The following is a 13,396-nucleotide window of genomic DNA, read 5'->3' on the forward strand; positions in this document are numbered from 1 at the left end:
GGAGAACCGAAGCAATGTCAGTCATCTCCCGGCTGCAATTCGAGGGCATTTCCAAGGTGTTTCCGGCCGTGCGGGCGCTGAGCGATGTGTCCTTTTCGGTCGGCGCCGGCGAGATCCATGGCCTGCTCGGTGAAAACGGCGCCGGCAAATCGACGCTGCTGCGCATCCTGTCAGGCGTCTACCGGCCGACGGCGGGAAGCGTGCTGATCGACGGCAAACCGGTGACGCTGAACAACCCGGTCGCGGCGCGCGCCGCCGGCGTGGCGATGATCCATCAGGAATTACAGCAGGTGCCACGCCTCAGCGTCGCCCAGAACATGTTTCTCGGCCATCCGTTGACGCGCGGCGGCGTCTTCGTCGCACGGCGCGAGCAGGAAAGCCGCGCTGCGGAAGCCCTGGCCGCCATCGACCCGACCATCGATCCGGCAGCCCCGCTTGGCAGCCTGAAGGTGGCGCAGCGGCAGATCGTCGAGATCGCCCGGGCGCTGCTCGACCGCGCCAGGATCGTGGCGATGGACGAGCCGACGTCGAGCCTCACGCCGAGCGAGTTCGAACGGCTGGCGGAAGTCATTGCCGGTCTGGCACGCGACGGTGTCGCCGTCGTTTATGTCTCGCACAAGCTGGACGAGGTGTTCGGCATCTGCGAGCGCGCCACTGTCATGCGCGACGGCGTTGTGGTCGAAACCGTCGATCTCGCGCAGATGTCGGAAAAGGCCGTCGTTTCGATGATGGTCGGCCGCGAGCTTGCCCAGGAACAACACCGCTCGCATGCTTCCCCCGAGATCAGGCTGAGCGTGCGTGGCCTCGCCTCGGCAACCAAGGTCCGTGACGTTTCGTTCGACCTGCATCGCGGCGAGGTGTTGGGCATTGCCGGCCTGGTCGGGTCCGGCCGCACCGAACTGCTGCGGCTGCTGGCCGGCGCCGACCGGGCCTCATCAGGCGCAATAGAGATCGACGGCAAGGCGGTAAAGCTTTCCAGTCCGCGCGACGCGATCGCGGCCGGCATCGGCCTGGTGCCGGAGGAGCGCAAGCGCGAAGGCATCGTGCCGTTGCGGTCGATCTCCAGCAACATGGCGCTGGCCTCGATGGGCGTGTTCGCGCCGCGCGTCCTCATCGACCATCGCCGGCTGAAGCGCGTGACAGCCGAGAAGATGAAGCGAGTCAATCTCAGGCCGTTCCTGCTCGATCGGCCAATTCGGCTGTTCAGCGGCGGCAACCAGCAGAAAGCGATCATCGGCCGCTGGCTGGCGGCGGGAACGCGGATCCTTCTGTTCGACGAGCCGACGCGCGGCATCGATGTCGGCGCCAAGGCGGAGATCTACCACCTGATCGAGGAGCTCGCCGCCGAAGGCCATTCGGTTATCGTCGTTTCGTCCGAGTTGCCTGAGGTGATCCGGCTCGCCGACCGCGTGCTCGTCATGCGCGACGGCATGGTCGCCGCCGAACTGGGCCGCGCAAGTCTCAGCGAACACGCGATCGCCGCGCACGCCATACCCCAAACGGAGATTGAGGCCGGCAAGGCGCAAGGCCATCGGGCCGGTGCATAACGGACAGGACCAGCGGATGACCGATATAACCCAACACACAGCAGCGCGCCCAAGGGCAGATTTCCTGCACCGGTTTTCCGTGCGCGACGCCGGCACGCTGATCGGCCTGGTGGTGATCCTTGCCGTCTTCGGGGCGCTGGTCCCCGGCTTTTTTGCCGAGCGTAACCTGATCAACATCCTGCAGCAATCGAGCATCAATGCCTGCCTGGCGTTGGGCATGACGCTGGTCATCATCTCGGGCGGCATCGACCTGTCCGTCGGGCCGACGGGAGCCCTTTCGGCGGTCATCTCGGCCTCGATGCTGGTTGCCGGTGTGCCGTTTCCGCTGGCCATCGCCGCTGGCTTCGCCATCGGCCTTGCCTGCGGACTGCTCAACGGCGTGCTGGTCGCCTATGTCGGGCTGCAGCCCTTCATCGTCACGCTGGGAACGCTCAGCACCTACCGGGCGCTGGCGCTGATCTATACCGGCGGCAATCCGGTGCTCGGCCTGCCTGCCGGCTTCCGTGCCATCTTCAACGGCTCGCTGTTCGGATTGCCGTTGGCGGTCATCATCGTGGCGGTGGTCGCGCTGATTGCCTGGATCATCCTCAAGAAGACGCCGTTCGGCGAATATCTGCTCGCCGTCGGCGGCAATGAGGAGGCGGCCTACATAGCCGGCGTGCCGATCGCCCGCACCAAGATCGTCGCCTATATGATCTCGGGCCTGCTGGCAGCTCTTGCAGCGCAGATCCTGATCGGCCGGCTGGGTGCGGCCGAACCCATTCTGGGCAATCTCTGGGAGCTCGACGCCATAGCAGCGGCGGCGATCGGCGGCGCCTCGCTGATGGGCGGCAAGGGCAGCGTCGTCGGCACCATCCTGGGTGCCGTCATCCTTGGCAGCATGCGCAACGGCCTGACGCTGATGAACGTGCAGTCCTTCTATCAGCTCCTGGCAACTGGCCTTATAATCCTCGCCGCGATGCTTATCGATCGCGTGACGAGGGGACGTGGATGACCTTGACCGGGCTGGACCTGAAAGCAGTAGGACCGCGCATTCGCATGATGATGCCGCATCTGACGCCGCTCGAGGCGAAGGTGGTTGAAACCGTCTTCGGACGGCGCGGCTTCGACGAGACCATACCGCTCAAGCAGATCGCCGAGGAGGCCGGTGTCTCGGAGGCGATGGTGGTCAAGATCGCCAAGAAGCTGGGTTTTTCCGGCTATCGCGACTTTCGCACGGCGGTCTATGAATACAGCCGCCTGCCGACCGCCGAGATGCATCAGGAGCTGTCGGTGGACGACAGTTCGGCCGAGATCGTCCAGAAGGTGTTCCGCACCTCGATCCAGGCGCTGGAGGAGACGCTGGCCATCCTCGACATGGACGATTTCGACCGCGCCGCTGATCTTCTCTACCGCGCCAAGAACCGTGACTTCTATGGCGTTGGTGGCTCGGCGCAGATCGCGCGCGACGTCTCGCACAAATTCCTGCGCATCGGCATCCGCACGTCTGTCTACGATGATTCGCACATGATGCTGATGTCGGCCTCGCTGCTCGACACCGACGACATCGCGGTCGGCTTCTCGCATTCCGGCAACACCAGCGCCGTCATCGATGCCATCCATCTCGCCCGCAAGAGCGGCGCGCGCACGCTGGCCATCACCAACTACGACAACTCGCCGCTGGCCGCCGTCGCCGATATCGTGCTGTGCTCGACCGCGCAGGGCTCGCCGCTGATGGGCGAGAACGCGGCGGCGCGTATCGCCCAGCTCAACATTCTCGACGCGCTGTTCGTCGCGGTGGCGCAACGCGACTACCGGGCGGCGGAGCGTAATCTGGGCCGCACCATGTCGGCGGTGACGTCAAAGCGGAAAGACAAGAGCTCGTGAAAGTTTGGGGCTCGTGAAGGTTTGGGGCTGATGAAAGTTTGGGGCGCATGACAACCGCGCTGGTGACGGTGTTCGGCAGCCTGCATTACGACATCATGGTCGAGGCGCCTGACCGCCCGCGCAAGGGCGAAACCGTGACCGGCCATGCCTGGCAGCCGAAATGCGGCGGCAAGGGCGGGAACCAGGCTGTCTCGGCGGCACGGGCCGGCGTGCGCGCAGCGATGATCGGCGCGGTTGGCGATGACGATTTCGGCCGCGCGCTTCTCGACAATCTCGGCCGCTGCGGCGTCGACAGCCGCTTCGTACGGGTCGCGCCTGGCGCCGGCTCGGGCATGAGCGTGGCGATCTTCGACGACGGCGGCGACTATGGCGCGGTGATCGTCTCAGGCAGTAATCTCACCTTGGGTGAGAAGGACATCGCAGAGGCGGCAGAAATGATCGCGCACACTTCGGTGCTGCTGCTGCAGAACGAGGTGCCGGAACCCGCCAACATCGCTGCCGCGCGGGCGGTGAGGAGACATGGCGGCCGCGTCGTCCTCAATGCGGCACCCGCACGAAAACTGTCCGGCGAACTGATCGCACTCACCGATATCGTCATCGTCAATGCCATCGAGGCGGAGTTCCTGGCCGGCATTGCGGTCGTCGACACGCTCGAGGGTGCTGCGAAGGCGGCCGGCATGCTCGTCGGTTTCTATCCGGCTGCAATCGTCACGGCCGGCGGCGAGGGCGTTGCCTATTGCGACCGCGACGGCCAGGCATTCGCCTTGCCGGCGATGCCGGTGGAGGTGGTCAGCACCCACGGTGCCGGTGATGAATTCGTCGGCGCCTTTGCGGCGTGGCTTGCGCGTGGAGAGCCCGTCGAGGCGGCACTTGCCGCCGCCAATGCCGCCGCTGCCTCGCTGGTCGCAACGCCGGAGCGCGAGCGCGGGGGTCTTGATCAATCTGAGCCTGCTCAGTGACCGCCGCGATTCAATCGCTGTCGCGCGCGATCAGTTCCAGCGGCCAGACTTCACGGATGATGCGGGCGCCTTCGTCGCCGGCGTAAGCCGGGATCGATGCCAGCAGCATTTCGGCCAACCGCTCGCCCATCGGCTCAAGCGCCGGGCGGAAGCCGGTCAGCGCCGGCGAAAAATAGCGGCAGAGCGGGGTGTCGACGATGACGATCACCGCGATGTCGTGGCCGGGCTTGATGCCCGCCTCGGCCAAAGCCTTGCAGCCGCCAAGCGCCATCGCGTCGTTGTTGAAGATGATGGCGGTCGGCGGGTCCTTGGAGCGCATGACCTTCGGCGTCACCGCGTAGCCGCCGGCCTCGTTGATGAAGCCGTCGGCGATCAACTCGGGGTCGAATTCGATGCCGTGCCGCCGCAACGCCTTGCGATAGCCGGCGAGGAACAGATAGCCGAAATTGAGGTCGAGCGACGGGCGGATGGCGGCGATGCGGCGGTGACCGCGCGCGACGAGACGATCGACCGCGTCTGCTCCGGCTTTTTCGAAGTCGAGGTCGAGCGAGGGGTAGGCATCGCCGCCGGAGCGGCTGCGGCCGAGCGTCGCGAACGGGAAACCGGCCTGGGTCAAATAGTCGATGCGCTCGTCTTCGCGCCGCGTCCAGGCCAGCACCACGGCATCCGCCCTGCGGGTCTCGACGACACGGCGCAGGCGCTCCTGCTGATAGTCGCCCGGCGCGCCCATCACTACGATCAGGTCGAGGCCGCTTTCGGCGAGCTTGGCCTGCAACCCGGTCAGGAACGGAATGAAGAACGGCTCGCCATATTCCTGGTCGCCCGGATGAGGCTGCAGCATGAAGGCGATCGAATGGGTGGCGCCGCGCTGCAGGCTGCGGCCGGACTGGTTCGGCGAATAATTCAGCTTCTTGGCCGCATCGAGCACGCGCTGGCGTGTATCGGCATTGACGTCGGCGCGGCCGTTGAGCGCGCGCGACACCGTGCCGATCGAAATATTCAGGTGACGTGCAAGGTCGTGAATACTGGACGCCAAAGGACAGTTCTCCCCCTTGCTTGGCTAGCACCGGCTGCTCTCCGGGCCAAGCCGACGCCACGATTTTTCACAGCCGGCCGATTGACATTCTACGCCATCGGGTGTGTTCTCGTAAACGTTTACGGAAGAACGTTTGCGGCCCTGCCGTGAACGCCGTGACGATCGGTCTGGAGGGGCCGAGAGGGAGGAGTGCTGGATGATCAATGTCGTCCTGGTCGGCTGCGGCGCGATGAGCAAAGCCTGGCTCGATGCGGCCAGGCAGATCGACGGGCTCGCCATTGTCGGCCTGGTTGATCTCGACGCCGAAAGGGCGCGGGCAAGGGCGCGCGAATACGAGCTTTCCGGCGCCGTCATCGGAACCGACCTCGACGCCGTGCTCGACCAGACCAGGCCCGACGCGGTATTCGACGTCGTGGTTCCCGCCGCCCGCCGCGAGGTCGCGCTTTCCGCCTTTGCCCACCATTGCCATCTCTTGACCGAAAAGCCGCTGGCCGACAGCCCGGACAATGCGCGTGCCATTGTCGAGGCGGCCCGCAGCGCCGGCCGCATCCATGCCGTCGTGCAGAACCGCCGCTATGTCGCCAACGTCAGGCGCATCCGGCGCTTTCTCGATTCCGGCGCCATTGGTGCGCCAACCAGCATCCACGCCGATTTCTTCGTTGCGCCGCATTTCGGCGGTTTTCGCGAAGAGATGCGCCATGTGCTGCTGCTCGATATGGCGATCCACACATTCGATGCAGCCCGCTACATGGTGGCCGGCGAACCGGCCGGCGTCTATTGCCAGGAGTGGGAGCCGGCCAACTCCTGGTATCGGCAAGGGTCGTCGGCAACCGCAAGCTTCGACCTCGGCGGCGGCAAGCTGTTCACCTATGCCGGCAGCTGGTGCGCGGCCGGCTTCCGTACCAGCTGGGACAGTACATGGCGGATCGTCGCCGAGCGCGGCAGCATTGTCTGGGACGGCGCGGACGGGTTGAAGGCGGAAGTCGTGCGGCCGGTCCGTGAAGGCCTGTTCGACCGCACCGAACCGATAGCCGTGCCGCCGCTCGACCCGGCAGATCGCGTCGGCGGCCATCTCGGCATCATCCAGGATTTCCTCCGCGCCGCCGAGACCGGCACCGCGCCGGAGACGCGCGGCGCCGACAACATCAAGAGCCTGGCCATGGTTTTCGCTGCGATCGAGAGCGCCGAAACCGGGCGCCGGGTCGCCATCGCTGCACAGGAAGGATCATGATGCCAAACCCGCTGCTCGACATCAGGATCGGCACCATGGTGCGGGCCAATCTGGACGACCCGGCCGCCTATGTCAGGCAGATCCTGCCGCTCGGCTTCGAGAGCATCCAGCCGTTCTTCTGGCAGACGCTGGGCGGCAAGGACATTCCACGGCTGGCGGGCGAGATCCGCGAGGCGATCGGCGATGCCGATGTCGTGGTCTCGTCGATCGGCGTGTTCGGCAATCCGCTGGAGGGCGGCGAAGTCGATCGCGGCGTGCTCCAGGCCTGGGAAACGATCATCGACAACGCGCATCTGTTCGGCACCAATGTGGTCAGCGGCTTCACCGGCCGCATCCGCGGCAAGCCGCTGCCTGACAGCCTGCCGCGTTTCCGCGAGGTCTGGGGGGCGCTCGCCAAGCGCGCCGCCGACAAGGGCGTGCGCATCGCGTTCGAGAATTGCGCGATGGACGGCAACTGGGCCAGCGGTGACTGGAACATCGCCCACAATCCGGACGCCTGGGAGCTGATGTTCAACGAATTGCCAAACGACAATCTCGGCCTGGAATGGGAGCCCTGTCATCAGCTGGTCTACCTGATCGATCCGATCCCGCAGATCCGCAAATGGGCGCCGCGCATCTTCCACGTCCACGGCAAGGACGCGACGGTGCGCTGGGACGTGATCCGCGAACATGGCGTGTTCGGCCGCCTGCCGTTCGTTCAGATGCGCACCCCTGGCTTCGGCGATAGCGACTGGACGCGGGTGATGAGCGAGCTGCGGCTGGCCGGCTACAAGGGCGCCATCGACATCGAGGGCTGGCACGACCCGGTCTACCGCGGCGATCTCGAGATCACCGGCCAGGCGCGGGCACTGGATTATCTCCAACAATGCCGGGGAGGCGCAAGCTATCTGCCGAACCCGGTGTGAGAAGTCGGCCGGCGGGAGGTGCCGGCCAGCGAAAGATTGCGGCGCAATGCCGAAGCGATCGTCAAAACCCCTCGGCTAGCGAGGGAACAAAGGGAGGATAAGTGCATGAGCATTACGATGAGAAGGACAGTTCTGCGCTCGACCGTCGCGGCGGCCGCGATGGCGCTCGCCGCCGCACTCTCGACCTTGCCGGCGCAGGCGCTCGATGCCCAGTGGTGTAAGGATGTCCATATCCGTTTCTTCGTCGGCGGCGCCGAGGGCGATGCCTTCGGCACGATCGTCTATAATGGCGCGAAGCAGGCGGCGGCCGATCTCGGGCCGAAGGTCGACTACATCTTTTCCCAGTGGGATGTCGAGAAGATGGTGCAGCAATTGCGCGAGGCTGTCGCGGTCAAGCCCCAAGGCATCGCCATGATGGGCCACCCCGGCGACGCCGCGATCATGCCGCTGGCCGAACAGGCACACAAGGACGGTATCAAGATGATGTACCAGAACGTGCCGGTGCCGACGGTCACGGCGGCGTTCGGCGGCGGCTATGTCGGCGCCCAGCAGGAGCAGCAGGGCCGCGCGCTTGGCGCCGAGGCGGTCAAGCTGGCCGGGCTCAAGGCCGGCGACAAGGCAATCATGATCGGCCCGTTCGAGAACGAGAGCCGCGGCGCGCGAGAACGCGGCACTGTCGCTGCCCTCAAGGAAGCGGGCGTCGAGGTCATACAGCTCTCCTCGCCACCGAGCGGCGAATGGGCTTCCGACCCAAATCTGGCCCTTCCGGTGATCACCGCGGCACTGCTCAACAATCCCGACGTCAAGGCGGTTGGCTATCCCGGCGGACAGATGCTGGGCAACGTCCCGACTTACATGCAGGCGGCGGGCAGGAAGCCGGGCGATATCTTCAACTTCGGCTTCGACACCAGCCCGCAGATCGTCGAGGGCTTCAAGGGCGGCTGGGTGCAGCTGACGGCCGACCAGCAGCCGTTCCTGCAGGGCTATCTGCCGATCCTCAGCCTCTGCCAGCAGGTTGTGCTCGGTCTCGCACCGATGAATGTCGATACCGGCGCCGGCTTCGTCACGCCGCAGAATTACGAGATCGTCGCCGAGCTCGCCAAACAGGCGCTGCGCTGACCTCCCAAGCCGCCGGCCGGGATAGAGCCCGGCCGGCGGGACCGCCGGCGAAAAGGCCGGCACGCGACAATCAAGCGAGTATCGCCATGGCCGAACGCATCATCGAACTGCGCGACATCAGCAAGTCCTATGGCCAAGTCTATGCGCTGGGCGGGGTCAATCTCAGCGTCGATCGCGGCGAGGTGGTCGGCCTGATCGGCGACAATGGCGCCGGCAAGTCGACGCTGATCAAGATCCTGTCCGGCGTGGTCAAACCGACCAGCGGCGAGATTCTCGTCCGCGGCAAGCCGGTGACCGGATGGAGCCCTGCGCGCTCGCGCGACGCTGGCATCGAAACGGTGTTCCAGGACCGGGCGCTCGCCGTGCAGCAGACGATCGTGCGCAATATCTTCATGGGCCGCGAGCTCACTGGCTGGCTTGGCTGGCTGAAGGTCAACAAGGAGATCGCGGAGGCGAGCCGGCTGATGCGCGAGATCGGCTTCACCTCGAAAGTGTTCACGCCACAGTCGATCGTCGGCCAGCTCTCGGGCGGCGAACGCCAGGGCGTGGCGATCGCGCGGGCCATCTATAAGAAGGCGGAGCTGATAGTCCTCGACGAACCGACGACCGCGCTATCGCTGACCGAGACCGCCAAGGTCTTCCACTTCGTGCGCCAGGTGCGGGCGAGCGGGCGCTCGATCCTGTTTATCGGCCACAACATCCACCACGTCTTCGATATCGCCGATCGTTTCGTGGTGCTGGACCGCGGCAAGGTCGCGCTCACCGCCGACCGCAGCGAGGTCAAATCGGCCGAAGACCTGATCAATTTCATGGAAGACGTCGCCCACCCCAGCGGATTGCCGGGGTTGCACGACGCTGGCGATGCGGGGAGGGCGGCACGATGAGCAAGACCATGGAACCCGATCTGCAGAGCCCGCTCGGCGGCACGCATGGCGAAACCGCCGGGAAAGAGTGGAGACACCCGTCCGACAACTGGCTGCGCGGGTTCATCCTCGACAACCGCGCCTCGCTCGGCACGCTTGCCGTGTTCATCGTCATGATGGCGGTGTTCATGATCGCCAACCCGATCGTGTTCACCACCTGGTATCTCTACAGTTCCGTGCTGACCACGCTGCCGGTGGCGCTGTTCGTAGTTGTGCCGCTGGTCTTCGTCGTCACCTGTGGTGAGATCGACCTGTCGTTTCCGGCGACAATGGGCTTTGCCTCCTGGGTGTTTGCGCTGGTCGTGCAGGCCGGCTACGACCCGTTCCTCGGCATCGCCGCCGCAATGGTCACCGGCATGCTGCTCGGCTTCCTGGTCGGCTCCCTGGTCGTCTATGGCGGGTTGTCGTCGCTGATCGCCACGCTCGGCATGAATTTCCTGCTGCGCGGCCTGATCCAGATCATCAACGAGGGCAGGTCGACGGCACTGACCGGCCTTGCCGACAGCTGGGCCTACAAGATCTTCTCCAGCCAGCTTTATGGCATTCCGGTGCAGATCTTCTGGGCCATCGGCTTCGTCGTGCTGTCGGCGCTGCTTTACAACCGCCATCGCTTCGGCGCGCAGGTCAAGGTGGTCGGCGACAATCCCGACAGCGCCCAGCAGATGGGTATCGATGTCAAGCGCGTGCGCGTAAAAGTGTTCGTCTTCGTCGGCATCGGCGCGGCAATCGCCGGCACGTTCTCGGTGATGATCAACTTCACCTGGTGGCCGACGGCGGGCGACGGATACCTGTTGCCGGTGCTGGCATCGGTGTTCGTCGGCGGCACTCCGACCTGGGGCGGCATCGGCACTGTTGTCGGCGGCGCGATCGGCGCGGTCACGGTCTCTTTCATCCAGACCGGCGTCGTCGCGGCAGGCCTGAGCGGCTTCTACGTCCAGTTCTTCAACGGCCTGATCATCATCCTGTCGCTGCTCGGCCATAAGTGGAACCAGGCGCGGTATCGGTGAAGGGCGACCTCAAACCCCAGTAACAAACCCGTCCAGTACGCGTTTTTGGCCGGCTTTGTCGAAGTCGATGGTCAGCTTGTTGCCTTCGATGGCGGAAATGTTGCCGTTGCCGAATTTCTGGTGGAAGACGCGGTCGCCGATATTGAAGGGGGACGGCGTGTCGGCGACGGATTTGGCGACCAGCTCGCCGTCGATTGTGCGGCCCTTGACCGAGGTGCGGCCGGCGCCGTAGCCGGAGTCGGTTTCGCCATAGCCGATGCGCTCGACCTGGTGGCCGGAGCGCGTGCCCCAATTGCGGTCGGTCGCTTCGGTGCGGTTGGCCTGAGCACGCTGCCAGCCCGGCGTCGCATAGGTGCTGGAGAAAGCGCCGGATTTCTCGGCGCCGTTGTTGCCGCCAATGTTGTCGAAGCGCGACGCTCCATAGGGGTTCTGCCTGCCCGCCCCTTGGCCACCACGACCGGAGGCGAACGAGCCGCCGCCGTAGGAATTGCCGTAACCGCCGTAGCTGTTGCCGCTCTCGGAAACTTCGACATGGGCTTCCGGCAGCTCGTCGAGGAAGCGCGACGGGATGGTCGATTGCCAGAGGCCGTGGATGCGGCGGTTGGAGACGAACCAGATGTGCAGGTTCTTCTTGGCGCGGGTCAGGCCGACATAGGCGAGGCGGCGTTCCTCCTCCAGCCCTGAGCGGCCGCCCTCGTCGAGCGAGCGTTGGTGCGGGAACAGGCCTTCTTCCCAGCCGGGCAGGAACACGGTTTCGAATTCGAGGCCCTTGGCCGAATGCAGCGTCATGATGTTGACGGCGTCGAGCTCGGCATTCTGCTCGGCGTCCATCACCAGCGCGACATGTTCGAGGAAAGAACGCAGCGATTCGTACTCCTCCATGGAGCGGATCAGTTCTTTTAAGTTCTCGAGCCGGCCGGGCGCTTCGACCGAACGGTCATTCTTCCACATGTCGGTGTAGCCGCTCTCCTCCAGAATGGTCTCGGCGAGCTCGGTGTGCGGGGTGGTTTCGAGAGCCTTCTGCCAGCGTTCGAAATTGGCCGATACCTCGCGCAGCGCGGCGCGCGGCTTCGGCTTCAGCTCGTCGCTCTCGGCGAGTTTTGCCGCCGCCTCCAGCATCGGGATGCGCAGCGCGCGTGCGGTGTCGTGGATCTGGCGGATGGTGGCCTCGCCAAGGCCGCGCTTCGGCACGTTGACGATGCGCTCGAAGGCGAGGTCGTCTGCGCCTTGCGCGACGACGCGGAAAAAGGCCAGCGCATCGCGGATTTCGAGGCGCTCGTAGAAGCGCGGGCCGCCAATGACGCGGTAGTTGAGGCCGAGCGTGACGAAGCGGTCCTCGAATTCGCGCATCTGGAAGGACGCGCGGACGAGGATCGCCATGTCGTTGAGATTGTGCTTCTGGCGCTGATAGGCCTCGATGGTCTCGCCGACGGCGCGGGCCTCCTCTTCGGAATCCCAGGCGGCATGGACATGCACCTTCTCGTCGTCCTCGGCGATCTTTTCGGTGAACAGCGTTTTGCCGAAGCGGCCCTCATTGTGGGCGATGAGGTGGGAGGCGGTGCCGAGGATGTGCGCGGTCGAGCGATAGTTGCGCTCCAGCCGGATGATGGTGGCGCCGGGAAAATCCTTGTCGAAGCGCAGGATGTTGTCGACCTCGGCGCCGCGCCAGCCATAGATCGACTGGTCGTCGTCGCCGACGCAGCAGATATTTACGGTGGACAGGCGCGGGCTTCCCTCCCCCTTGAGGGGAGGGTGGCCGGGCGAAGCCCGGTCGGGTGGGGTCCGTGCGGCAGTGCTCGACCTACCGGCGGCAGTGCTCGACGCTCTAGCGGTGCGTTCTGCGGCAACCCCCTCCGCCCGCTTCGCGGGCACCTCCCCCTCAAGGGGGGAGGATTGCGGCCGCTGTGCCAGTAGGCGCAGCCACATGTATTGCGCGGTGTTGGTGTCCTGATACTCGTCAACGAGGATGTAGCGAAAGCGCTTGTGGTATTCCTTCAGCACGTCCGGATTGGCGCGGAAGATGCGGATCGGGTGGCACAGGAGATCGCCGAAGTCGCAAGCGTTCAGCGTTTTCAGCCGCTCCTGGTAGGCCTTGTAGAGCTCGCGGCCCTTGCCGTTGGCGAAAGCACGGGCATCGCCCTCGGGGATGTCGGCGGGGCCAAGGCCCTTGTTCTTCCAGCCGTCGATCATCTGGGCGAACTGCTTGGCCGGCCAGCGCTTGTCGTCCAGCCCTTCGGCCTGGATGAGCTGCTTGATCAGTCGCACGACATCATCGGTGTCGAGAATGGTGAAGTCGGATTTGAGCCCGGCCAGCTCGGCATGTCTGCGCAGCAGCTTCACTCCGATCGAGTGGAAGGTGCCGAGCCACGGCATGCCCTCGACATTGCCTTCGCCGATCAACAGGCCGATGCGCTGCTTCATCTCGCGCGCCGCCTTGTTGGTGAAGGTGACGGCGAGGATCTGCGAGGGGAAAGCCTTGCCGGTGGCAAGGATGTGAGCGATGCGGGTGGTGAGCACCCGCGTCTTGCCGGTGCCGGCGCCGGCCAGCACCAGAACCGGGCCTTCGGTGGTTTCCACCGCCAGCCGCTGCTCGGGGTTCAACCCCTTGAGATAGTCGGGCGCATTGTTGTGGCCGCTGCGGGCAGCCATGGCGCGCGCGGCAATGCCCGACGGGGCCACGGGCCGCGCGTTCGGTTCGTCAAAAAAGGGCATGTCTTCCGAAAAGCCGGACATCTCTCCCCGAATGTAGTGATTCGGCAGCGAAAGGCCAGAAGTGTCTCCGTTTTGTTCTCTGTCCAGCCGG

11 protein-coding genes are annotated in these 13,396 nt (G+C 65.2%); 9 read left to right on the top strand and 2 right to left on the bottom strand.

The features are described 5' to 3' along the window. Nucleotides 1–14 precede the first annotated feature (14 nt). The 4 genes from NKI67_RS24875 to NKI67_RS24890 are packed head-to-tail and all read left to right on the top strand — an operon-like array spanning nt 15 to nt 4,372. Entirely contained in the window at nt 15–1,547 is a 1,533-nt protein-coding gene (locus NKI67_RS24875) for a sugar ABC transporter ATP-binding protein (protein WP_352647402.1), read from the top strand. A 16-nt stretch (nt 1,548–1,563) separates the two neighbouring features. Next, nucleotides 1,564–2,541: an ABC transporter permease gene (locus tag NKI67_RS24880; RefSeq protein WP_352647404.1), complete on the top strand. Its 978-nt coding sequence runs from the start codon at nt 1,564–1,566 to the stop codon at nt 2,539–2,541. Further along, nucleotides 2,538–3,413 carry a MurR/RpiR family transcriptional regulator gene (locus NKI67_RS24885; protein WP_352647406.1) on the top strand — a complete coding sequence of 292 codons (876 nt, stop codon included), beginning with the start codon at nt 2,538–2,540 and terminating at the stop codon, nt 3,411–3,413. Before NKI67_RS24880 ends, NKI67_RS24885 begins: the two co-directional genes overlap by 4 nt. Before the next feature lie 47 nt (nt 3,414–3,460). Further along, nucleotides 3,461–4,372 carry a ribokinase gene (locus tag NKI67_RS24890; protein ID WP_352647409.1) on the top strand — a complete coding sequence of 304 codons (912 nt, stop codon included), beginning with the start codon at nt 3,461–3,463 and terminating at the stop codon, nt 4,370–4,372. Nucleotides 4,373–4,382: 10 nt separating this feature from the next. Here the strand turns inward: NKI67_RS24890 and NKI67_RS24895 are convergent, their stop codons facing one another. Continuing rightward, nucleotides 4,383–5,408, bottom strand: coding sequence for a LacI family DNA-binding transcriptional regulator (locus NKI67_RS24895; RefSeq protein WP_352622711.1), 1,026 nt, complete (start codon nt 5,406–5,408; stop codon nt 4,383–4,385). 196 nt (nt 5,409–5,604) lie between these two features. On the opposite strand from NKI67_RS24895, the gene NKI67_RS24900 reads away from it, so the two are divergent. From NKI67_RS24900 to NKI67_RS24920, 5 genes are all read left to right on the top strand, one after another. Further along, a complete protein-coding gene (locus NKI67_RS24900) occupies nt 5,605–6,639 on the top strand; it encodes a Gfo/Idh/MocA family protein (RefSeq protein WP_352647412.1) in 1,035 nt (344 codons plus the stop codon). Continuing rightward, nucleotides 6,639–7,544, top strand: coding sequence for a sugar phosphate isomerase/epimerase family protein (locus tag NKI67_RS24905; RefSeq protein WP_502909360.1), 906 nt, complete (start codon nt 6,639–6,641; stop codon nt 7,542–7,544). Before NKI67_RS24900 ends, NKI67_RS24905 begins: the two co-directional genes overlap by 1 nt. A 105-nt stretch (nt 7,545–7,649) precedes the next feature. Next, the gene (locus NKI67_RS24910) at nt 7,650–8,663 is read left to right on the top strand and encodes a substrate-binding domain-containing protein (RefSeq protein WP_023676725.1); all 1,014 of its coding nucleotides are present in this window, start codon (nt 7,650–7,652) and stop codon (nt 8,661–8,663) included. A gap of 86 nt (nt 8,664–8,749) precedes the next feature. Further along, complete coding sequence (locus tag NKI67_RS24915; protein ID WP_352450092.1) at nt 8,750–9,547, top strand: ATP-binding cassette domain-containing protein; 798 nt, start codon at nt 8,750–8,752, stop codon at nt 9,545–9,547. Next, on the top strand, nt 9,544–10,593 hold the full coding sequence (locus tag NKI67_RS24920; protein WP_352647416.1) for an ABC transporter permease: 1,050 nt from the start codon (nt 9,544–9,546) through the stop codon (nt 10,591–10,593). Before NKI67_RS24915 ends, NKI67_RS24920 begins: the two co-directional genes overlap by 4 nt. A gap of 9 nt (nt 10,594–10,602) precedes the next feature. On the opposite strand, the gene NKI67_RS24925 is transcribed toward NKI67_RS24920, so the two are convergent. Next, the gene (locus tag NKI67_RS24925; protein WP_352622720.1) at nt 10,603–13,326 is read right to left on the bottom strand and encodes an ATP-dependent helicase; all 2,724 of its coding nucleotides are present in this window, start codon (nt 13,324–13,326) and stop codon (nt 10,603–10,605) included. Between the last annotated feature and the right edge of the window lie 70 nt (nt 13,327–13,396).

The organism is Mesorhizobium sp. M0408, from assembly GCF_040321495.1.
Lineage (GTDB): Bacteria > Pseudomonadota > Alphaproteobacteria > Rhizobiales > Rhizobiaceae > Mesorhizobium.

Bases quoted from the DNA above. Each gene is read 5' to 3' on its own strand.
- NKI67_RS24875 (WP_352647402.1), top strand. From the start codon at position 15: ATGTCAGTCATCTCCCGGCTGCAATTCGAGGGCATTTCCAAGGTGTTT.
- NKI67_RS24880 (WP_352647404.1), top strand. From the start codon at position 1,564: ATGACCGATATAACCCAACACACAGCAGCGCGCCCAAGGGCAGATTTC.
- NKI67_RS24885 (WP_352647406.1), top strand. From the start codon at position 2,538: ATGACCTTGACCGGGCTGGACCTGAAAGCAGTAGGACCGCGCATTCGC.
- NKI67_RS24890 (WP_352647409.1), top strand. From the start codon at position 3,461: ATGACAACCGCGCTGGTGACGGTGTTCGGCAGCCTGCATTACGACATC.
- NKI67_RS24900 (WP_352647412.1), top strand. From the start codon at position 5,605: ATGATCAATGTCGTCCTGGTCGGCTGCGGCGCGATGAGCAAAGCCTGG.
- NKI67_RS24905 (WP_502909360.1), top strand. From the start codon at position 6,639: ATGCCAAACCCGCTGCTCGACATCAGGATCGGCACCATGGTGCGGGCC.
- NKI67_RS24910 (WP_023676725.1), top strand. From the start codon at position 7,650: ATGAGCATTACGATGAGAAGGACAGTTCTGCGCTCGACCGTCGCGGCG.
- NKI67_RS24915 (WP_352450092.1), top strand. From the start codon at position 8,750: ATGGCCGAACGCATCATCGAACTGCGCGACATCAGCAAGTCCTATGGC.
- NKI67_RS24920 (WP_352647416.1), top strand. From the start codon at position 9,544: ATGAGCAAGACCATGGAACCCGATCTGCAGAGCCCGCTCGGCGGCACG.
- NKI67_RS24925 (WP_352622720.1), bottom strand. From the start codon at position 13,326: ATGTCCGGCTTTTCGGAAGACATGCCCTTTTTTGACGAACCGAACGCG.